Source organism: Pseudomonas sp. HLS-6, from assembly GCF_002753995.1.
Taxonomy (GTDB): Bacteria; Pseudomonadota; Gammaproteobacteria; order Pseudomonadales; family Pseudomonadaceae; genus Aquipseudomonas; species Aquipseudomonas defluvii.
Map to the genome: position 1 here is coordinate 4942218 of NZ_CP024478.1, position 21637 is coordinate 4963854.

Sequence of the window (21637 nt, forward strand, 5' to 3'; positions counted from 1 at the left end):
GTTGCCAGCCCCATCCCAGAGCCTCAGGATCGCCTCGTCATCCCTCTGAGGCTCTCTTGATGAAGAAGTACTCCTCGATTCTCTTGTTGTCCCTCGGCCTGCTCAGTGGCGTTGCCTCGGCAGGCGGCACCACCGAAGCCGGTATTGGCGGCGCATTGGGTGGGGTATTGGGTTCGGTCGTCGGCCAGTCGATTGGCGGCAGCACCGGCTCTGCGATCGGTGCGGGCCTCGGTGGTGCAGCCGGTGGTGCTGTTGGCGCGAACAAACACAGCCGCGGCGAAGCCGCCATCGGGGGCGCACTGGGCGCTGCCGGCGGTAACGTGGTGGGTCGCAGCATGGGCGGCACCACAGGCAGCCTGATCGGTGCAGCCGCCGGTGGCGGTGCCGGTGGCGCGCTGGGTAACTACATGGGCAGAGAAGCCGACGAAGAAGACCGTGACTACCGCAGACGTGGTTACCGCGGGCGCGACTACGACGACCGTCGTTACTACCATGACCGTGGCCATCACTACGGCCAGCGCAAGCACCGTCACTGGCGCCACGACGACTGATAGCCGCCGCGACAACGGCCTAAAGGCACACCGCTATCACGTCACTGGCTTAAGCCAAATACCTAACGGTTCGCTTCCCTGGCGATCCGTCGGCATCGACCCGGAGCTCACGCTCCGGGTGCGTTGCAGAACACCCGCCAAGCGGCCGGAACGCCCCAACCCACCGCATACCCCTCTAGCCCGACCTTGCCCGATACCAACGGCTTAAGGGGAGTCCTGATATGGGCAAACAGGGCTGGGCGCTATCATCCAACGTCCTCAGATCAGGCAGGACGCAAGGAATGCGGATAGGTAATGACGCTGAAAGCCGAACGCTTGTCGCCACTAAAGGGTTGGCAAACTTCAAACCGGCGTTACCCGACCCTACCGAGTTCCAGCAGTTGCAGACACTCGTGCATCAAAGCTGCGGCGTCGTCATCACCGACGACAAGCGCGCACTGATCGCCGCCCGCCTGAATCAGCGCCTGCGCCACCACCGCCTGGACACCTACCGCGACTACCTTCAGTTACTCGAACAGCCTCATTATCAGGCTGAGCGCAGCCTGGCCATCGACCTGCTGGTTGCCAAGGAAACCTACTTCTTTCGCGAGCACCGTCACTTCGAGTACCTCGGCCAATGGTTAGCGAAACACCAAGGCCCAGTGCGCCTCTGGAGCGCCGCCTGCTCGTCCGGAGAAGAGGCCTACAGCCTGGCCATGGTCGCCAGCGAACATGCCGCCACCGATCACTGGGAAGTACTGGCCAGCGATGTCAGTACACGCATGCTGTCGCTTGCCCAAGCAGGTATCTACGATATTGCCCAGGCCCGCTATTTTCCTGAAGGCTGGCTAGAGCGTCATAGCCTGTGTGGCATTGGTCAGATGGTCGGGCGCCTGCGCATGAGTGCATGCTTGCGCCAACGGCTAACCCTCAAGACCATCAACCTGATCCACCCGTTGCCCGACGACCTGGGCCATTTCCACGCCATCTTTCTGCGCAACCTGTTGATATACGTCGACAGCGAGCACAAGCCGAGCCTGCTCAAGGACATAGTGGCTCGCCTGCACCCTGGTGGCCTGCTGTTTATCGGACACGCTGAAAGCATCCACGAACTGGCGCTTCCCCTTCGCCCGATACTACCTTCCGTATTCGAACGCTTATGACTGCACACTCACGGCAGGCCACCCAGGCGCGACACCGACACTGATGGCGCAGCACCGCGACAGCGCTCACACGGACCGAGCAAACCTGTCGCTCCTCATCCCTTGCGAAACAGGCTCGAACCCATGCTTTGCCGAATACTCCTTGTCGATGACTCGCCCCTCTTCAGAGCAGGTCTGAGGGCATTGCTCGAACAAAAAAAAGACTATGTCATCGTTGGGGAGGCTGGCGACGGCCTGAAGGCCATCACGTTGGCTGAACAACTGAAGCCGAACATCATCGTGCTGGACATGCTCCAGCACGCACTCGACAGCGAGGAGGTTCTGGGTGAATTGCAACTGCGCGTACCGTCGAGCCGTGTACTGATCCTGTCGTCCCGCTCAGAGCTGGAGTTCGTGATGAAATGCCTGCAACACGGCGCCCACGGCTTCCTGCTCAAGAGCGCAACCGTGCCGGAACTTGAGTCGGCACTGCATGCCCTAAGAAGCGGCAGTCAGTACCTGTCCGCCACCGTACTGCCGCTGGTGATCGAACAGGCGGTAAAACACAGCCGCAAGCGCCCGACGATAGGCACCACGACACAACTGACCACCCGCCAGCTGGAAATCCTTCGGCTGATTGCCCGTGGTGAGTCGACCCGCTCGATTGCCGAAGGCCTGGGCCTGAGCATAAAGACCATCGAGGCCCATCGCTCGCAGATCATGCACCGCCTGCAGATCCACGACGTGCCGGGCCTGGTACTGTTCGCTGTGCGCGAAGGCATCATTCGCCTGAACGACTGAGCCTACTGGAGCGCCTGCAAGGCCGCCTGCAAGCGCTCCGGCAGGCTTGCCGGGCGACCTGTAGCACGCTCAACGAACACCTGTACCACGCGCCCTACCGCGCAGGATTGCGAGTCATTGGCCTTGAACAATGCCACCGTGTATTCGACGCTACTACCGGCCAGGCGGCTAACCCGCACGCCAACCGCCAACGCCTCGGGGAACGCTGCCGAAGCGAAGAAATCGCAGGACGAACTCACGACAAAACCCACCACTTCGCCGTCTTGTGGGTCCAGTTCGGCACGTTCGATCAAGTACGCCTGTAGCGCACTGTCGAAGAACGCATAAACCATTGCACCGGCGATATGACCCTGTGCATCAGTGTCCTGCCAGCGCGTCTGAACAGGGTGAAAATGAGGGTAATGATCACGCTGAACCGTCTCGGACATACGATCCCTCCTGATGATGGCATCGACAAAGTGTCAGAGAGTGCGCGGTGCCCGCATCGTTGGCAAGCCAACTCCCACAGGGGTCCGCGCAGAACGCCGCATTTCCTGTAGGAACAAGCTTGCCTGCAATGGCATCAACTCGGTGCCAGCAAGTACGCGGCGCCTGCATCGTTGGCAAGCCAACTCCCACAGGGGGCCGCGCAGTAGACTGCTTTTCTGTGGGATGCAGGCTTGCCTGCGATGGTATCGGCGCAGTGTCCGTGGGTACGCAGCGCCTGCATCGTTGACAAGCCAACTCCCACAGGGGGCCGCGCAGTACACTGCTTTTCTGTGGGAGCTGGCTTGCCTGCGATGGTATCGGCGCGGTGTCAGTGGGTACGCAGTGCCTGCATCATTGGCAAGCCAACACACACAGAGATCAACGCCAGAATGTTTTAGGCTTAAAAAACAAACCCCCGCTAAAAAGCGGGGGTTCGTCAGTACGCTGGCGACAACTTACAGTTGTGGGCCGGCGTTCTTGATGGCATCGGAAACGTCGAACTTCTTGAAGTTCTCGATGAACAGCTTGGCCAGGCCTTTGGCTGCTTCATCGTACGCTGCCTTGTCAGCCCAGGTGTTACGTGGGTTGAGCAGAACGGTTTCAACGCCTTCAACGGCCTTCGGCACGTCCAGGTTGATGATGTCCAGGTGTTCGGTTTCAGCACCGATCAGCGCACCGCTCTGGATCGCTGCGATCACCGCACGGGTGGTCGGGATGTTGAAACGCTTGCCAACGCCGTAGCCACCACCGGTCCAGCCAGTGTTGACCAGGTAGACCTTGGAGTTGAAGCCACGGATACGCTTGATCAGCAGCTCAGCGTATTCACCGGCAGGACGCGGGAAGAACGGAGCGCCGAAGCAGGTGGAGAAGGTCGACTTGATGCCGGAACCCGAACCCATTTCGGTGGAGCCAACCAGTGCGGTGTAACCCGACAGGAAGTGGTAGGCCGCCTGCTCTTCGCTGAGGATCGACACTGGCGGCAGTACGCCGGTCAGGTCGCAGGTCAGGAAGATGACCGCGTTTGGCTCGCCGCCGAGGTTTTTCGGTGCACGCTTCTCGATCAGTTCGCGCGGGTAGGCCGCACGGCTGTTCTGGGTCAGGCTGTCGTCCGCGTAGTCGGCTTTCTTGGTGACCGGGTCAATGACCACGTTCTCCAGAACAGCACCGTGCTGGATCGCTTTCCAGATGACCGGCTCGTTCTTCTCGGACAGGTCGATGCACTTGGCATAGCAACCGCCTTCGATGTTGAACACCACGCCTTCGCCCCAGCCGTGCTCGTCGTCACCGATCAGGTAACGGCTTTCGTCAGCCGACAGGGTGGTTTTACCAGTGCCGGACAGGCCGAAGAACAGGGTCACGTCGCCCTCTTCGCCCATGTTGGCAGCGCAGTGCATTGGCAGCACGTCGGCCGCTGGCAGCAGGAAGTTCTGTACCGAGAACATCGCTTTCTTCATCTCGCCGGCGTAACGCATGCCTGCGATCAGCACCTTTTTGGCGGCGAAGTTGATGATCACGGTGCCGTCGGAGTTGGTGCCATCACGCTCAGGTTCGCAGACAAAGTTCGGCGCGTTGATGATCTGCCATTCCTGCTTGGCGCCCGGATTGTAGGTTTCCGGGTTGATGAACAGGCAACGGCCAAACAGGTTGTGCCAAGCCGTCTCGGTGGTCATCTTGACCGCCAGGTAGTGGGCTTCGTCGGAACCGACATGCACGTGGGAAACGAAATGCTCGCGCTCGTTGACGTAGGCCTCGACGCGGTTCCACAGGGCATCGAACTTGTCGGCCGGGAACTTGCGGTTGATCGGGCCCCAGGCAATGGCGTCCTGAGTGGTTGGTTCTTCTACGATGAAACGGTCAACCGGCGAACGACCGGTGCGATGACCGGTTTTCACGACGAGGGCGCCAGTATCGGCCAGCTCACCTTCACCGCGGTTCAGGGCTTCTTGTACCAGCTCGTCGACACTCAGATCGGTGTACACGGCGTTGTTGGCTTGCGTCATGAGATTCCCCATCCGGCCTGAGGCCGAGTGCTCCAAACGTTTTGTAGTAGAACTTTTTAAACTACTACAGCGAAAAAAGTGGCCGGATTATGCCAGAAACGCCCAAAAAAAGTAGAGCCCTCCTGTCAGAACGGCGCTTTTCCGCCATTCGACAGGAGATTTACCTGAGCTTAAACGTTTCAGTGACGAGTATCTGACGGCGCCTCAACACCCGCACCTACGAACAATTGCGCCACATCAGAAGCATCGAACCGGTAGCGTTCGTTGCAGAACTGGCAATCGATCTCGATATGACCGCCATGCTCGGCCAGCAGTTGCTGCGCATCTTCCTGACCCAGGCTGACCAGTGCATTGCCCGAACGTTCGCGCGAGCAACTGCAACGGAAGCGCAGCGGCTGGATGTCGAACAGGCGCACAGCCTCTTCGTGGTACAGGCGGTGAAGGATGGTTTCGTTGTTCAGGCCAAGCAGTTCTTCATCACTCAGGGTGCTGGCCAGGGCAGTGACGTGCTGCCAGCTGGCGGCGCGATCGTCTTCATCTTTCTGGCGATCGGCAGGCAGTTGTTGAAGCAACATGCCACGGGCGTTTTTGCCATCGGCCTTGAGCCAGAAGCGCGTGCCAACCTGCTGGGACATGACGAAGTAGTTGGTGAAGCACTGCGACAGGTCCTCCCCGTCCAGGTCTACCAGGCCCTGGTAACGCTGGCCGTTGGTAGGGTCGACGGTCAGTGCGAGTACGCCGTCCGGCATCAATTCGCTCAGGGTCGCCGTATCGCCTATCTGGTCTGCATCGTAACGCGCCAGCCCGCGGATTTCGCGCTCGCTGGAGCACTCAACCATCAACAATGGAACCGGGCCTTCAGAGCGTGCCTGAAGAATCAGCAGGCCATCAAATTTCAGCGTGCCAACCAGCAGCGCCGCTGCCGCCATCAGCTCCCCGAGCAGTTGCGCGACGGGCTCCGGATAGGTGTGCTTGGCCAGCACTTCGGCGTAACTACGCTCGAGCGCAACCAGCTCACCGCGAACATCGCTTTCGTCGAAGATGAAGCGTTGGGTGTAGTCGGTATCGGGCAAATCGTGCATGAGTTCTGGCTTTCTAAGAGGTGACAAAATAAATGGGCTGGCCATCAAGGGCCGCGTCAGGGCACCTGCGGGTACCACGGTGTGCTGCTTGAACCGGGTATTTTATGGGCAATCGGCCACTGATCCAAGCGAAGCAAGGCGGGTTCACACAGACACACTGCAACCCCACCTACTCTGTTTCCGGTCATGGCCTTTTGACCAGTGCCTCTGCCGGCGTTTCGACGAATGGCAATGCCGGCCACACAAATGCTTAATGGCCGGTGTCGTGGAACTGGTGAAGCTGACGCCGTTGCTTCTTGGTCGGCCGCCCATCGGTGGTCACACCCAGAGCGCCCGCTTTGCGCAGGGCCGCCGCCTGTTCGCGGCGGGCAATACTCTGAGCTGTTTCCTCGTACAAGGCCTGGGCTTCGGGGGCACCACGGCGCACCACCGACAATGCCTTGACCACGACAGTGCGTTCGTCGAAACCGGTGCGCAAGACGAACTCATCGCCTATCCGTGGCTCCTTGCCCGGCTTGCAGCGCTCACCTCGGCAATGCACCTTGCCACTCTCGATGGCCGCCTTGGCCAACGCTCGGGTCTTGTAGAAACGTGCCGCCCACAACCATTTGTCCAGGCGAACCTTGTCGTCTTCTTCGGGCTTTTGTGCCATCTCATGTCCTCGATCGCAATCTGCAATCGAACTGTACTACCGTAACTGGCGGATGCAAAAAGTACGCGGCGTGCTTACAGTTCACCGATCATTTGAGCAGGTTTAGCAATTTGAAGACTTTTGACCATTTAACCGTGATCGGTCTACGCGAGTGGGTGGCGCTACCCGACCTCGGGGTAGCCGGCCTGCGTGCGAAAATCGACACCGGTGCCAGCACTTCAAGCCTGCATGCTACCGAGATCGAACCGTTCGAACGCGACGGCCAGCGCTGGGTTCGTTTCAACGCCCACCTGGGTTCGGTGGTGCAGTTGCGCCATCGACGCTGTGAAGCGCCATTGGTGGCGATGAAAACCATTAAAAGCTCCAACGGTCAGGCCCAGATCCGCTATGTGATCCGCACAACCCTGGCACTCGGCGACCGAGTCTGGGCGGTGGAGTTCACCCTGGCGTGCCGCAAGGCGATGCGCTATCGCCTGCTGCTGGGTTCCAAGGCCCTGGTTGACGGCCAATTGGTGGTCAATCCCGGGCTCAAGTATGTTCAGGACAAGCCGGCCTTTCCGGCCTCCCCCACCCCTTCCACAGGTGTTGCATGAAGATCGCTGTGCTGTCGCGAAACCCGCGTCTGTATTCCACTCGTCGTCTGGTCGAAGCCGGTACCCAACGCGGCCATGAGATGGTCGTGATCGACACGCTGCGCGCCTACATGAATATCGCCAGCCACAAACCGCAGATCCACTACCGTGGCAAACCACTTGAAGGCTTCGATGCGGTCATTCCACGCATCGGGGCCTCGGTGACCTTCTACGGCTGCGCGGTGCTGCGTCAGTTTGAAATGATGGGCGTGTTTCCGCTCAATGAGTCGGTGGCCATCGCCCGCTCGCGGGACAAGCTGCGCTCGCTACAGTTGCTGTCGCGGCGTGGTGTCGGCCTGCCCATCACCGGTTTCGCCCACTCGCCGGATGACATTCCCGACCTGATCCAGATGGTCAATGGCGCGCCACTGGTGATCAAGGTCCTCGAGGGCACCCAAGGCATTGGCGTGGTGTTGTGCGAAACCACCAAGGCCGCCGAATCGGTGATCGAGGCCTTCATGGGCCTGAAGCAGAACATCATGGTCCAGGAGTACATCAAGGAGGCCGGCGGTGCCGACATCCGTTGCTTCGTGGTCGGCGACAAGGTCATCGCCTCGATGAAACGCCAGGCCAAGCCGGGGGAGTTCCGCTCGAACCTGCATCGCGGAGGTACCGCCAGCCTGATCAAGATCACCCCGGAAGAACGCATGACCGCCATCCGTGCCGCCAAGGTGATGGGCCTGTCGGTAGCCGGTGTGGATATCCTGCGTTCCAACCATGGCCCGCTGGTGATGGAGGTGAACTCCTCGCCCGGCCTGGAAGGCATTGAGGTCACCACCGGCAAGGACGTTGCCGGGATGATCATCGAACACCTGGAGAAGAATGGCGGGCCGCACCTGACCCGCACCAAGGGTAAGGGCTAAACCGCGTCCCTGGGCAGCAACAAGCCCAGGGGCAGACGCACCCGTGCTTCCAGGCCGCCACCGGAACGGTTGCGCAGCTCGACATTGCCACCGTGCTGGGCCGCGATGCGCTTGACGATCGCCAGGCCCAGCCCGGTGCCTTTGCCACTGCGGGCACGGTCGCCGCGAATGAACGGGTTGAAGATGCCCTCCAGCTCGCTTGGATCAATACCCGTACCACGGTCCAGCACGCTCAGCACCACATAGGGCGCACTGCTGTCACCCGAGACATAGGCAGCCACTTCGACGCCCTTGCCGGCGTGATACAGCGCGTTGCCAATCAGGTTGTTCAACATGCGCTTGAGCGAAACCCGACGCAGCGGGAACGGCGGAATCGGCTCCAGGCACAAGCGCACCCGCTCTTCCGGCTGATTGAAGGGTGCCACCACCTCACGCACCAGATCGCTGAGGTCGACCTCCTCCACGGGCTCGTCACGGCCATCACGGATAAAGGCCAGGAACTGGTCGAGAATGGCGTCCATGTCCTCGATGTCGCGCACCATGCCGTCAGTCAGCTCACTGTCATTGCTCATCAACGACAGTGACAGGCGCAGCCGGGTCAAGGGCGTACGCAAGTCATGGGAAACACCGGCCAGCATCAACTCACGCTCGCGCCCGGCCTGCTCGACATCCTCGGCCATCTGGTTGAACGCCCGATACACTTCGGTCATCTCGCTGGGCGTATCGCTGATCGGCAAACGCACGCTACGCCCCTGCCCCAACTGCCGGGCCGCGAACACCAGACGTTTGAGCGGCTGATTGAGCTGGCGCACGAAGATCCAGGCCGAGGCCGTGGACAGCAAGCCAATGGCCAGGAACCACCCCAGCACGCTCCAGATTTTCTGGCCGCGCAGCGGGTGCGGGTACAGCGGCACTTTCAGCCAGCCATCGCCCAGGCTCGGTGCGCGCACCCACAGGGCCGGAGGGGCATGGATACGCAAGCGAACCTCGGTGTCGGCGCCCAGTTCGGCCTGCATCTGCCGCTGATAAATCTCACTGTAGGGCCAATGCTGCTCACCCTCAGGCACACCGGTACCGACCACCCGGATCAGGCCAGCGGCTTCGGCGATTTTTTCACGGTCCGCCTCGTCGGCGGCCCAATAGGCGCGCAAGGTCAAGGCCACGCCATGGCTGTACTGGCGATCGACAAGCACATCTTCGTTCATCAGCAGGTAAACCAAGGTCAGCGCCTTGGAAAACAGCACAACGATCAGCACCAGCCAAAGGGTGCGGGCGAAGAAGCTTTGCGGGAACCACAGCGGCGTTTTCATGGACAACAGCTACACACCTTGCAGGAGCGAGCATGGCTCGCAGGCTTTGCGGACCTCGACACAAGCAAAAAGCAGGGCACCGTTAAGGTAGCCCCGCTTCCTGTGACGCACGTCTACAACCGAAACGTTACTTGCCGGCGTTGCCGTCCGGTACGAACACATAACCAACACCCCAAACGGTCTGGATGTAGCGCGGTTTGGACGGGTCGGGCTCGATCATGCGCCGCAGACGCGAAATCTGTACGTCGATGGAGCGCTCCAGCGCATCCCATTCACGCCCTCGGGCCAGGTTCATCAGCTTGTCACGGGTGAGCGGCTCACGGGCGTGCATGACCAGTGCCTTGAGTACGGCGAATTCACCGGTGGTGAGCATGTGTACTTCGTCGCCACGCTTGAGCTCGCGGGTGGCCAGCGACAGTTCGTAGTCGCCAAAAGTGACGGTCTCGTCTTCAGTGCCCGGCGCACCTGGCACCGAAGGCGCCTGGCGGCGCAGCACGGCCTTGACCCGTGCCACCAGTTCGTCGGGGTTGAACGGCTTGGCCAGGTAATCGTCGGCGCCCAGTTCCAGGCCCTTGATCCGGCTCAGCTCGTCACCCTTGGCGGTCAGCATGATGATCGGGACCTGGTTGTTCGCCGCCCGCAGACGGCGACAGGCCGAGAGGCCATCCTCGCCCGGCAGCATCAGATCAAGCACGACCAGATTGAAGACTTCACGGGCCAGCAGGCGGTCCATCTGTTCGACATTCGGTACAGCGCGGGCACGGAAGCCCTTGCTGGTGAAAAAACGCTCCAGCAGGCTGCTCAGCCCCGGATCGTCATCGACGATGAGGATTTTCTCGCCTTCAGCGGTTTGTGCAGTGCTGCTCATAGGTCGCTCCTTTAATCTCGGCAAGCATTATGGCCTAGCCGCCACGGGCCGTGACGTGTGCATTGTTAGCAGATTTTTCCCCCGATGCCAGTCGGACCCGGCGCCAGGCTGGCCTGCTGCTATCACCGCAAGCCGGATGTGGCGGGTATAATGCGCGCCTTTGATCCACTGCCGCCCGCGCCCCGCGTTGGCCTGCGGCCCCCGCATTCACAATTTGTCAGGTGGTTTTATGGACAGCATCAACAGCCGCATTGCCGAAGAACTCGGCGTCCGCCCGCAGCAGGTCGAGGCGGCCGTGACCCTGCTTGATGAAGGCTCCACGGTGCCTTTTATCGCCCGTTACCGCAAGGAAGTCACCGGTAGCCTGGACGACACCCAACTGCGTCACCTGGAAGAGCGCCTGCGCTACCTGCGCGAACTCGACGAACGGCGCGTGAGCATCCTGGCGAGCATCGAGGAACAAGGCAAGCTGACACCCGAACTGGCCCGCGAGATCAAGCTGGCCGACACCAAGACCCGCCTTGAAGACCTTTACCTGCCTTATAAGCAGAAGCGCCGTACCAAGGGCCAGATCGCCCTGGAAGCCGGCTTGGGCGAGCTGGCCGACGGCCTGCTGAACGACCCGCAACTGAACCCGGAAACCGAAGCCGCGCGCTTCGTCGACGCCGAGAAAGGTGTTGCCGACGTCAAGGCGGCACTGGAAGGCGCCAAGTACATCCTGATGGAACGCTTCGCCGAAGACGCCAGCCTGCTCGCCAAGCTGCGCAGTTTCCTCAAGCAGGAAGCCGTGCTCAGCGCCCGCCTGGTGGCGGGCAAGGAAGAAGAAGGGGCCAAGTTCCGCGACTATTTCGAACACGATGAACTGCTCAAGAGCGTGCCATCGCACCGCGCATTGGCCATTTTCCGCGGCCGCAACGAAGGCGTGCTGGCCGCCTCGCTGAAAATTGGCGAAGAACTGCCGGGCACCCTGCACCCATGCGAGCTGATGATCGGTGAGCACTTCGGCCTGCGTAACCAGAACCGTCCTGCCGACAAGTGGCTGGGCGAGGTGGTGCGCTGGACCTGGAAGGTCAAGCTCTACACCCACCTGGAAACCGACCTGTTCGGTGAGCTGCGCGACAATGCCGAAAGCGAGGCCATCAACGTCTTCGCCCACAACCTGCATGACCTGCTGCTGGCCGCGCCGGCCGGCCCGCGCGCGACCCTGGGCCTCGACCCGGGCCTGCGCACCGGCTGCAAGGTAGCGGTGGTCGATGCCACCGGCAAGCTGCTCGACACCGCCACGGTGTACCCGCATGTACCCAAAAACCAGTGGGACCAGACCATCGCCGTGCTGGCCGCGCTGTGCGCCAAGCACTCGGTTGAACTGATCGCCATCGGCAACGGTACTGCCAGCCGCGAAACCGACAAACTGGCCGCCGAACTGATCAAGAAATATCCCGCCCTGAAAATGACCAAGATCATGGTCTCCGAAGCCGGCGCGTCGGTGTACTCGGCTTCGGAACTGGCTGCCCGCGAGTTCCCCGAGCTGGACGTATCCCTGCGCGGTGCGGTGTCCATTGCCCGTCGCCTGCAGGACCCGCTGGCCGAACTGGTGAAGATCGATCCGAAGTCCATCGGGGTCGGCCAGTACCAGCATGACGTGTCGCAGCTCAAGCTGGCACGTGGCCTGGATGCCGTGGTCGAGGACTGCGTGAACGCCGTCGGCGTTGACGTCAACACCGCGTCGGTAGCACTGCTGTCGCGCATTTCCGGCCTGAACAGCACCCTGGCACAGAACATTGTCGCGCACCGCGATGCCAACGGTGCCTTCAAGACCCGCGCCGCGCTGAAGAAAGTCAGCCGCCTGGGCGAGAAGACCTTCGAGCAAGCGGCAGGCTTCCTGCGCGTCATGAACGGCGACAACCCGCTGGACGCCTCGGCTGTTCACCCGGAAGCCTACCCGCTGGTACAGCGTATCGCCGCCGAGACCGATCGCGACATTCGCTCACTGATTGGTGACAGTGGCTTCCTCAAGCGCCTGGACCCGAAAAAGTTCACCGACGAAACCTTTGGCCTGCCAACCGTCACCGACATCCTCCAGGAACTGGACAAACCAGGCCGTGACCCGCGTCCGGAATTCAAGACTGCCGAGTTCCAGGAAGGCGTCGAAGACCTCAAGGACCTGCAACCCGGCATGATTCTCGAAGGCGTCGTGACCAACGTCACCAACTTCGGTGCCTTCGTCGACATCGGCGTGCATCAGGACGGCCTGGTGCATATTTCCGCGCTGTCGGAGAAGTTCATCAAAGACCCGCGTGAAGCCGTCAAGGCCGGTGACGTGGTCAAGGTCAAGGTCATGGAAGTGGACATCCCGCGCAAACGCGTTGGCCTGTCCATGCGCATGGGTGACACACCCGGCGAGAAAGTCGACGGCGCCCGTGGCAGCCGCCCAGGCTCGGCACCTCGCCAACAGAGCGCGCCGGCACGGGCCAAGGAAACCGCCGCCCCGGCGAACAACGCCATGGCCTCGCTGTTCGCCAACGCCAAACAGCTGAAGAAACGTTGATGGAAGCACCTGAAGGTATCGTCCAGAGCGCATTCAGCCAATTGCTTGGCTGCCGCCTGCAACGCCTGGACAACGGCGTTGCAGAGGTTGCCCTGTCGCTGCAGGAGCACCTGCGCAACCGTGGCGGCAAACTGCATGGCGGCGCGCTGTTCAGCCTGGTCGACATCGCCATGGGCCTGGCCTGTTCCAGTGCCCACGGTTTCGACCAGCAAAGCGTTACCCTGGAATGCAAGATCAACTACCTGCGTGCTGTCAGCGAAGGCGACGTGCTGTGTATCGCTCGTGTACTGCATGCCGGGCGACGCACGCTGGTGGTCGACGCCGACGTGCTTCAGGGCGACAAATTGGTCGCCAAGGCCCAGGGGACCTTTTCGGTCCTCTAGCCGACGCTTGCTGTTTCAGGCTATTTTCGCCAGTGCGCAGGTACTGCCGAAACCGTCTTTTGTGCCCCGAGAATCGGGGCATGAACCTGCAGGCCCGGCCTGCGATAACCAGGCGACAACGCCAGTTCCTCTCTTCACCCTTGTAGACCGTCATCTCTACCCCCATATTGGGGCGACTGACCGTGAAGGAATCCATCTTGAGCGAACTTCTCAACCGCCGCCTGAGCCTGCTCGGCCAGCGTGACAACCTCTCCCTGCTCGAGCAGTGCCTGCATGGTATTGAGCGCGAATGCCTGCGCGTGACCGAGGACGGTCGCCTGGCACAGACCCCGCACCCCGAGGCGCTGGGCTCGGCCCTGACCCATGAACAGATCACAACGGACTATTCGGAGTCGCTGCTGGAGTTCATTACCCCAGCCCTGACCGACCCGGCAAAAACCCTGGAGAGCCTGGAGAATATCCACCGTTTCACCTACGCCAAACTGGGCGACGAATACCTGTGGAGCCCGTCGATGCCCTGCCCGCTGCCCGCCGAGGAGGACATCCCGATTGCCTGGTATGGCACCTCCAACATCGGTCAGCTCAAGTACGTCTACCGCAAGGGCCTGGCCCTGCGCTATGGCCGCACCATGCAGTGCATCGCCGGTATTCATTACAATTTCTCGCTGCCGGAAAAACTCTGGCCACTGCTGATGCAGGCCGAAGGTGCCGAAGGCAGCGAGCGCGATTATCAGTCCGCCGCCTATATCGCCCTGATCCGTAACTTCAGGCGCTACAGCTGGCTGCTGATGTACCTGTTCGGTGCCTCGCCAGCGCTGGATGCGGGCTTCCTGCGTGGCCGCCCCCATCAGCTGGAAAGCTTTGACGCCAGCACCTTGTACCTGCCCTACGCCACCAGCCTGCGCATGAGTGACCTGGGCTACCAGAGCAATGCACAAGCCGGCCTGACGCCCTGCTACAACGACCTGAACAGCTATACCGACAGCTTGCGCAAAGCGGTGGGTACGCCTTACCCGCCATATGTCGAAATCGGTACGCACAAGGATGGTGAGTGGGTTCAGCTCAACACCAACATCCTGCAGATCGAAAACGAGTACTACTCCAACATTCGACCCAAGCGGGTGACCTACACCGGCGAGCGGCCGATCCAGGCATTGATGGCGCGTGGCGTGCAGTACGTCGAAGCGCGTTGCCTGGATATCAACCCCTTCCTGCCAACGGGCATCGACCTGGCTGAAGCGCGTTTCCTCGACGCCTTCCTGCTGTACTGCGCGCTGGAAGAAAGCCCGTTGCTGGAAAATGGCGAATGCGGCCAATGCACCAGCAACTTCCTTACCGTCGTCAAGGAAGGGCGCCGCCCAGGCCTGGCGCTGCAACGCCAAGGGCAACCGGTGACGCTCACGCAGTGGGCCGAGGAACTGCTGGAGCGCATTGCGCCGCTGGCGCAATTGCTTGACCAGAGCCAGGGTGGGCATGAGCACGTCAGCGCGCTGGCCCAGCAAAAGGCCAAGGTCGACGACCCTGAATTGACGCCTTCGGCCCAGGTGCTGGCGAGCATGACCGAGAACCGCGAAAGCTTCAGTGAGTTCTCCTTGCGCCAGAGCAAGGTTCACGCCGAATACTTGCGCAGCCAGGCATTGCCTGCCGAGGAACTGCAGCGTTTCGAGGCTATGGCCCGCACGTCACTCGCCGCTCAGGCTGAACTTGAGCGCCAGGAAGTGGGGGATTTCGACCTGTTCGTCAGCGCCTACCAGGCCAGCATCCTGGCGATCAGCAACTGACATGACCCGTACCACCACTCCACGTAAACCTCGCGCCCGTAGCCAGGCCCGCATCGACTCCATTCTCGATGCGGCCCGTACGCTACTGGCCAGCGAGGGTGTGGCCAGCCTGTCGATCTACAGCGTGGCCGAGCGGGCGCAGATTCCGCCGTCGTCGGTGTATCACTTCTTCGCCAGTGTTCCGGCACTGCTTGAGGCCCTCACTGCCGATGTTCACCGTGCGTTCCGGGCCTGCCTGCAGGCCCCCATCGAGCCGACGCGGCTGAACACCTGGCATGACCTGTCACGGCTGGTGGAACAGCGCATGCTGAGCATCTACAACGACGATGCAGCTGCCCGCCAGTTGATCCTCGCCCAGCATGGCCTGAGCGAAGTGACCCAGGCTGATCGCCAGCACGACATCGAACTGGGCGACTTGATGCACAAGCTGTTCGAGCAGCACTTCCAGTTGCCGGTACTGCCGAATGACGTGGATGTGTTTGCACTGGCCATGGAGCTGGGCGACCGGGTCTACGCCCGCTCGATACAGCTTTACGGGCAGATTACCCCGCGCATGGCGGAAGAAGGCATGCGCGTATTCGACGCCTACCTGGGCCTCTACCTGCCACCGTTCCTGCCTCGTCGGTAGTACGCCAACCCCCAGCAATATCTCCAGCAATATGTAGTGCCTCCACCACACGCGATGCGTGTGAACTGAAAGGAGCGGCAAACACGGCGCCGCTCAACTTAGTCACGGAGGGCACCCATGCCAGATTTTTTTGAAATCACATTCCCTGAGCCTACCGACCTGGAGGAGACCGTTAGCGGTACCCGCTCCGGTACAGGTAACTCGCTCCACCAGGCCAGCATGGCCCTCAACCAGATCATCCCGGCGTTGCAAGCGCTGATGGCGCAATCCCCTGGCCTGCAGCAATCCATTGCCAGCATGCTCTCCCAGCAGTGGAACATTGATCCACGCCTGTGCGGTGTGCAACACGACACGACCCAGGTGAGCCTGTTGGACATGTCGGCCTACCTGCTCGCCAACCCGGCGTTTTCCAATCTGTTTACAGAAGACTGGACCACCTATGGGGTGGATAACAACGCCAGTGCAGCCCAAATGAGCGGTGCCGACTGGGTCCGTCGAATCAACGCCCTGACACCAGGCCGGTTGGTAGCACAGGTCTACAGCACATACTGGGCGCAACGCATGCCCGGGCATGCACACGCTCGCCTGGCGCACGGGGAAAGCCTGCTGCAACAGCATTTCACCCACAGCATCGACCTGGCTTACGGCCTCGGGAACATTGACGAACACGCCTGGTACCAAGGGCATGCGGCCAGCACCTGGGCGGCGGTTTACTGGGAACACTCGGACAAAATGCGTGAGCTGGCGCAGGCCACGCTAGTGGTTCAGCCACTGGCCGAGCAGGCCCCATGGCTGCTGTATCGCCCCGGCGATACGACAACCCTTCGCGCATACGCTGATCGTGCAGCCCTGGAGAGTGGCTTGAACGAACTGCGCGCCACCTTATGGCCAGACCTGCCAGCCACCGAGGATGACGACAATACGTCCGGGGCACCGGTCATCAGCCCGCTTGAAGAAAGCGCTTTCGGCTTTGTACTGAAGCAACTGCTGCTCGACCATGAAGAGCGCGCACTGCCGTTACTCGAGCAGGCCTGCCTGAACCAGACGAAGGACCAGAACCAGGAGCCCGGCAACCTCGACTGGCAGTCGATCACCGACTGGGAGCAACGCAGCAGCCTGCGCCTCGTGGCACCTCTGGCCGATGAAACCTCGACCCTGATCCGCAACACCCTGCAACACGAACAGCAGCTGGCTGAAGAACAACTGCATTTCGATGCACTCAGCCCTGTGCTGCCGCTGCTCTGGCGAACCTCGCGCATCGCGGCCTATCAAGCAGCCCTTGAGCGCTACGTGGGCGACGATACGGCAGTCACTGCGCCAGCCATGGTTACCTTGCGCGCCCTTGAAGAAGCGCTGGAGCAACACCAGGAAAAAACCTCCAGGCACCTGGAACAGTTGCCCGACCCCCTCTCCCCTGCCGACTGGCAAGAACACGTCGAGGGCACCTCTCGCTTCGACTTCATCAGCCACCGCCTGGCTCAAGCACTGCTCGCCGAAGCGCGTCTGCAGCAGACGCTGGGTGAATTGAACGACGCGCAATTCGCGCTCATCGACGCCGTCGTGGCACAACCGGAATACACCCCAGAGCACACGGTCGAGGTTGCCAGGCTGACACTGGTCATAGGCAATCAACAGTGGCCACTGCACGGCTTTCTGACCTTTCGGCCCGCCGCAGAAACAACGACGCAGGAAAATGACGTACTGCTCTATCGGTCTGGACGCGATGGCGGGCTGAAGGCGTTTGCTGACGAAACGCTACTGACACAAGCGCTGCTCGAAAGCCTGTCCGGGCTGTGGGCCAATACCCTGATCGACAGTGTCGGGCCGACAGCGTCCCAAGCGCTGTTGACCGCGCTGGCCAGCAGCCAGGAACCGGCGCGCCTGGAAAGCACCCCGCTGATTACCCACTGCTTTGATCACTGCGTGCAGACGATCATTGACGCCATACAACCAGAAGACGCCGAACAGGTCGAGCCCAGCACTGAAGCTCACGCCTGGTTGAGCACGCTGTTGTCGATTCCCAGAAACGAAGCCCGAACGCAAGCCTTCAACGCGATTGCCGAACAGAACAGAACCGAAAACATCGTCAAGCAGTTTGACACCCGGCTAAAACGCCTGTCGGCTGAAGAGAGAAACGCCCTGACTGCCGGCTTCCAGCAGTACAGTCAGGCGATGGTAGCCTCCATCGTCTGCCTGGAACAGAGCCTGCCCGAACGCACCCAGTTCGCACGGGACAAGCTGGCGCAACAATTGCGCAAAGATCTCGGGCTTACGACCGTCCCAACGATCACGGTAAACCTGCCGGACCAGGTCGACATGTACCAAGAGCCGATTGCCGGCTCGGGCCAAGCGCATGCGACCAGGACGGTCTTCGTACCGAGTGAAGCGCGCAGCGATATTCCCCTGGAGAACCTGCTCCTGGGGGCTATGGATGAGAACGTTCTGCAACGCATGAACTACATGCGTTTTGCCTTCGATCCTCCCGAAAGCAGCACACGCCTGAGCAATGCCTTGACCAGCGCCTACCTGGCTCGCCTCGACAAGACGCTCGATCTGGCGGGGGCTTATGAAAGTGCCATCCTCGAAGCCTTCAATGGCTCGGAAGGCGACACGGAAATGGCAAAAGAGTGGCGTGACGAAGTACTCCGTCGGCCGTTTGCACTCAGCCTGGAACTCTTTGCCCTGAGCAAACCTGCAGATCTGGACGACCAAGGGCAGGCCCTGCTGCGCGATGCGGCAGCCGGTACGATTGAATGGACACCCTTGAACCTCAACCCCGGTGTTGCCGCTGACGGTTCCAGCCATGAGGTCGCGCTGTCCGGCGTGTTCCTGCTGCAAAACGCCAGCCACGACACCGTCATCCTTTATCTACCAGAAGCACCCAACGGTCGTATTGTCAGCCAGCACCCAGACGCAACAGCGGCCTGCCAGGCGTTGGAGCAAATGGCGTTGAACAGCACCATGCTCGACTGGCTGGCAACGCGTCCCGTAGCAGGCGACCCGGAACGGCATCGCAGCTACATCAATCAGGCGCTGCTGAAGAGCTTCACAGGCTTTATTGCCCCCGGCACACGCCAAACCCTTTCGCTGGCCACGCACCTGAGCCGGCTGCAAATGGGCCGGTTGATCACTCAGCATCGAAAAACAGCCCGCAGCCAACGCGAGCTGTATCTGGAAGAAGCGGCGATCCGCCACAACCGGGTATACGACTATATCCATCTATGCCTGTCATTCGTGCCGGGTGTCGGTGTCGCGGTGGGGCTCTACGATGGCTGGAACGCCTCCACCGCTGCAGTCGAAGCCTTTATGCGCGGGCAACACAGCCAAGGCGTCGACCACTTGAATTCGGTCGTACTGTCGATCATTGATGCATTACTCGACATTGCCCCAGGTCTGGGTGCCGCGCCAAGCGCACGCGTGGCCAGCGCACGCGCGTACACTCGGTTGCGACAAACCCAAGCGCAGCGGACAACCCTGGGCAAGACCGTGCGCACGGTCTCACCCGACCCATTCAAAGGCTACGAAACAGAGATGCCGACACACACGGTGCGGTTGGACAGCGCAGGCTATACACGCAATACGCTCGCGCTGGACGGCAAGCGCTACATCAGCCGCCACGGCCGTTACTACGAAGTGCAATGGGACGCGACCTACAACACCTGGCGCTTGAAAGGCAACGCACTCAAGCACTACAAGCAACCCATAAGGCTCAGCGAAGATGGCGTCTGGGAAACCCATGGGCACCTGAGCGGCCTGCTGGTCGAGAGTGGCCTGCAGGGTGGAGGGCAGGCCTTCGGTCGGCTGTACAACAATGGCTGGGAAACCCTGCACGGCTACCTTCGCCGCCTGCGCGGCAACGCCATCGAGCAACCGATGGATGAGCTGGCACGAATGAATCGTGAAACCGATCAGCACAAGATTGCGCTCGCGGCTGCGATCCGACGCTTCAACGAGGTCCGAGCGGTGGGGCCCAACGGCCCGGTCGGAGAGCGTGGATCCCCCGCCCAAATCCGCAGTGCACAGCAAGAGGCGATCAAGGCGATCAAACGCTTTGTCGAATACCATGAAGGCTGCCTTCAGACCCTAAGCCGCCTGAAACCCAGTATTGGCCGCCGGCAATACACCAGCTTTCTGACAGAGTACCTGCACAATACTGCCGAACAGAACCTGAAGCTGATCCAGTTACGCAGCCTGGAACTGAGCGAATTGCTAATCGCTGTAGAACGTCTCAACCAAGAACTATTAACGCTCATCGACAACCTGCCCAATGACCTGAGTCAGGCCAGTGCGCTGATACGCCATAAACGGGCAACAATCGATAGCAACAACAAACAGTTGGTGGCGCAACTGCAAGGGCTTGAACGAGACACCCAACGTAATCTGGACCTGCGCAACAAATTGCGCGGCGACATGCTGACCCAACACGACATCAAAGCCTCGCGCCTCATCTCGCTCTCAATCGAGCCCCAGGCCTACCGATTTGCGCGCCTGCATGTGACGTATTCAATGCTTGCCAATTTTGACCACATACATGACGTCGATTTCTACCTGTTCTTCAATCAAGTCAATACACAGAGCAGAGCGCTTATCCGCACGCTACACAGCCACTTCCAGTCACAACAGGCCAGTCTGAGCCGAACCCAGTATGGGGAAGCCCTACGAGCGTTCAAGAATCAGTACATCACCTTCATCGCTCACATTGACTCGTGGTCAGTTAATTTCCAGAACTTCGTCGACGCGACAGCTGCCACCAGCTTACGTGCCGACCTAACGCAACTGGTCGCAGAAATAGACCGAACCCTGGTCAATTATCAACCGCCGAGACGAGGCACTGGCCGACCAAGCACAGCCCGCATCTTCCAAACCGATGAGCAGCAACTGCTGATAGGCCGTCAGGAACACATTGAGGGTGAACAGCGCATGGTGGTAGTCGACGCCATGAACGACGGCCGAACCGAAAGCTTTCGTCGAGTCGACGGGGATCGCTGGCAGAGCACGGCACCGGTCATACGCCGAACGATTAACCCACGCCGTATTAACGAACTGCAAACCCGGGCCCGCGAGCAACTGGCCGGCATCGCGGAGCAAAAAAACCGCTGGCAAGGCTATATGGCTACTGACATGGCGCCAGCCAGCCTGCAAAACATCGCCGAGCACTACGCGACCAACCTGCGCGAACGGGCACGCTATCTCGAGGATGCCCTGGGGGATCAGGCCACCGACGACCAGCGTCAGTTGATGCAACGCCTGAAGGATGCAGCCAGGAATCTGGACCGGCATGGCAAGGAGCTGCGCATCTCTAAAATCAAGACCACCCAACAACCGAACATCGGTCAGTTGCAGTTTCTTCACGAGCAGAATGCCGTCGAGGCGCGGTGGGGACGCATCCTGGAACCGAAAAAAGACAGCAAAGGTCGGCCGATCGAGTACCTGGAAGAGTATGAAGTGATAGATCTGGCGGCCAACACCGTGCTTTGGTACGCCCACTTCCACTTTCCACAGCGCCCCGGCAGCGGTTTCCGCAAATTAAGTGCGGGCCATTTGAAGGTGCGCAGTGAGCGCAATGTATCAAACGCCTGGCACGGACCTATCAACGAGGAAGAGGCGATGAAACTGTTTGGCGGGCTACGCCCGGCAGCCGAGTAAACCGGCGCAACCACGCCCCGGCGGGTCAAGGCTGGCCCGTCGGGGTGTTGTGTCGCACCCTGCTCACAGCTTGGCGATCGACACCTCGGTGGATTTAACGAAGGCAATCACTTCACTACCAATGGTCAGCTCCAGCTCCTTGACCGAACGGGTGGTGATCACCGAGGTGACGATACCCGAGGCGGTCTGTACATCGATTTCCGACAGTACCGGGCCTTCGAGGATTTCCTTCACGGTGCCTTTGAACTGGTTACGTACGTTGATCGCTTTAATAGTCATCTGCTTGATTCCTTATGGGACGAG

The 21637-nt window shown here is 60.7% G+C and carries 17 protein-coding genes; 10 read left to right on the plus strand and 7 right to left on the minus strand.

Annotated elements, in window-relative coordinates; all coding sequences use genetic code 11:
* Positions 1 to 59 precede the first annotated feature (59 nt).
* The 3 genes from CS390_RS23335 to CS390_RS23345 all read left to right on the plus strand — a co-directional run bounded on the left by CS390_RS23335 (position 60) and on the right by CS390_RS23345 (position 2473).
* Entirely contained in the window at positions 60 to 551 is a 492-nt protein-coding gene (locus CS390_RS23335; RefSeq protein WP_065761088.1) for a glycine zipper domain-containing protein, read from the plus strand.
* Positions 552 to 832: 281 nt separating this feature from the next.
* Entirely contained in the window at positions 833 to 1693 is an 861-nt protein-coding gene (locus CS390_RS23340) for a protein-glutamate O-methyltransferase CheR (RefSeq protein WP_099776213.1), read from the plus strand.
* A 123-nt stretch (positions 1694 to 1816) separates the two neighbouring features.
* The gene (locus CS390_RS23345; RefSeq protein ID WP_065761089.1) at positions 1817 to 2473 is read left to right on the plus strand and encodes a response regulator transcription factor; all 657 of its coding nucleotides are present in this window, start codon (positions 1817 to 1819) and stop codon (positions 2471 to 2473) included.
* A 2-nt stretch (positions 2474 to 2475) separates the two neighbouring features.
* On the opposite strand, the gene CS390_RS23350 is transcribed toward CS390_RS23345, so the two are convergent.
* From CS390_RS23350 to CS390_RS23365, 4 genes are all read right to left on the minus strand, one after another.
* Positions 2476 to 2901 carry a thioesterase family protein gene (locus CS390_RS23350; protein WP_099776215.1) on the minus strand — a complete coding sequence of 142 codons (426 nt, stop codon included), beginning with the start codon at positions 2899 to 2901 and terminating at the stop codon, positions 2476 to 2478.
* Positions 2902 to 3396: 495 nt separating this feature from the next.
* Entirely contained in the window at positions 3397 to 4941 is a 1545-nt protein-coding gene (locus tag CS390_RS23355; protein WP_065760105.1) for a phosphoenolpyruvate carboxykinase, read from the minus strand.
* Positions 4942 to 5120: 179 nt separating this feature from the next.
* A complete protein-coding gene (gene hslO, locus CS390_RS23360; protein WP_065760104.1) occupies positions 5121 to 6023 on the minus strand; it encodes an Hsp33 family molecular chaperone HslO in 903 nt (300 codons plus the stop codon).
* Between the two features lie 250 nt (positions 6024 to 6273).
* The gene (locus CS390_RS23365) at positions 6274 to 6675 is read right to left on the minus strand and encodes an RNA-binding S4 domain-containing protein (RefSeq protein WP_065760103.1); all 402 of its coding nucleotides are present in this window, start codon (positions 6673 to 6675) and stop codon (positions 6274 to 6276) included.
* 110 nt (positions 6676 to 6785) lie between these two features.
* On the opposite strand from CS390_RS23365, the gene CS390_RS23370 reads away from it, so the two are divergent.
* Positions 6786 to 7268 (plus strand): ATP-dependent zinc protease, encoded by a 483-nt coding sequence (locus CS390_RS23370; protein WP_065760102.1) that lies wholly within the window; start codon positions 6786 to 6788, stop codon positions 7266 to 7268.
* Complete coding sequence (rimK, locus tag CS390_RS23375; protein WP_065760101.1) at positions 7265 to 8170, plus strand: 30S ribosomal protein S6--L-glutamate ligase; 906 nt, start codon at positions 7265 to 7267, stop codon at positions 8168 to 8170. Before CS390_RS23370 ends, rimK begins: the two co-directional genes overlap by 4 nt.
* Here rimK and CS390_RS23380 read toward each other — a convergent pair.
* Together CS390_RS23380 and ompR are read right to left on the minus strand one after the other, a co-directional pair.
* Positions 8167 to 9480: an ATP-binding protein gene (locus CS390_RS23380; protein WP_065760100.1), complete on the minus strand. Its 1314-nt coding sequence runs from the start codon at positions 9478 to 9480 to the stop codon at positions 8167 to 8169. The two genes, rimK and CS390_RS23380, sit on opposite strands and share 4 nt — an antisense overlap.
* A gap of 127 nt (positions 9481 to 9607) precedes the next feature.
* Positions 9608 to 10348 (minus strand): two-component system response regulator OmpR, encoded by a 741-nt coding sequence (gene ompR / locus CS390_RS23385; protein WP_065760099.1) that lies wholly within the window; start codon positions 10346 to 10348, stop codon positions 9608 to 9610.
* Between the two features lie 229 nt (positions 10349 to 10577).
* On the opposite strand from ompR, the gene CS390_RS23390 reads away from it, so the two are divergent.
* From CS390_RS23390 to CS390_RS23410, 5 genes are all read left to right on the plus strand, one after another.
* Positions 10578 to 12896 (plus strand): Tex family protein, encoded by a 2319-nt coding sequence (locus tag CS390_RS23390; protein ID WP_065760098.1) that lies wholly within the window; start codon positions 10578 to 10580, stop codon positions 12894 to 12896.
* Positions 12896 to 13279 carry a PaaI family thioesterase gene (locus CS390_RS23395; protein WP_099776217.1) on the plus strand — a complete coding sequence of 128 codons (384 nt, stop codon included), beginning with the start codon at positions 12896 to 12898 and terminating at the stop codon, positions 13277 to 13279. The genes CS390_RS23390 and CS390_RS23395 overlap by 1 nt, the downstream gene beginning before the upstream one ends.
* A gap of 197 nt (positions 13280 to 13476) precedes the next feature.
* Positions 13477 to 15060, plus strand: coding sequence for a glutamate--cysteine ligase (gshA, locus tag CS390_RS23400; RefSeq protein WP_099776219.1), 1584 nt, complete (start codon positions 13477 to 13479; stop codon positions 15058 to 15060).
* A 1-nt stretch (position 15061) separates the two neighbouring features.
* A complete protein-coding gene (locus tag CS390_RS23405; protein WP_065760095.1) occupies positions 15062 to 15688 on the plus strand; it encodes a TetR/AcrR family transcriptional regulator in 627 nt (208 codons plus the stop codon).
* A gap of 117 nt (positions 15689 to 15805) precedes the next feature.
* Positions 15806 to 21334, plus strand: coding sequence for a dermonecrotic toxin domain-containing protein (locus CS390_RS23410; RefSeq protein ID WP_099776221.1), 5529 nt, complete (start codon positions 15806 to 15808; stop codon positions 21332 to 21334).
* Positions 21335 to 21397: 63 nt separating this feature from the next.
* Here the strand turns inward: CS390_RS23410 and CS390_RS23415 are convergent, their stop codons facing one another.
* Positions 21398 to 21613 (minus strand): molybdopterin-binding protein, encoded by a 216-nt coding sequence (locus tag CS390_RS23415; protein ID WP_009400132.1) that lies wholly within the window; start codon positions 21611 to 21613, stop codon positions 21398 to 21400.
* Between the last annotated feature and the right edge of the window lie 24 nt (positions 21614 to 21637).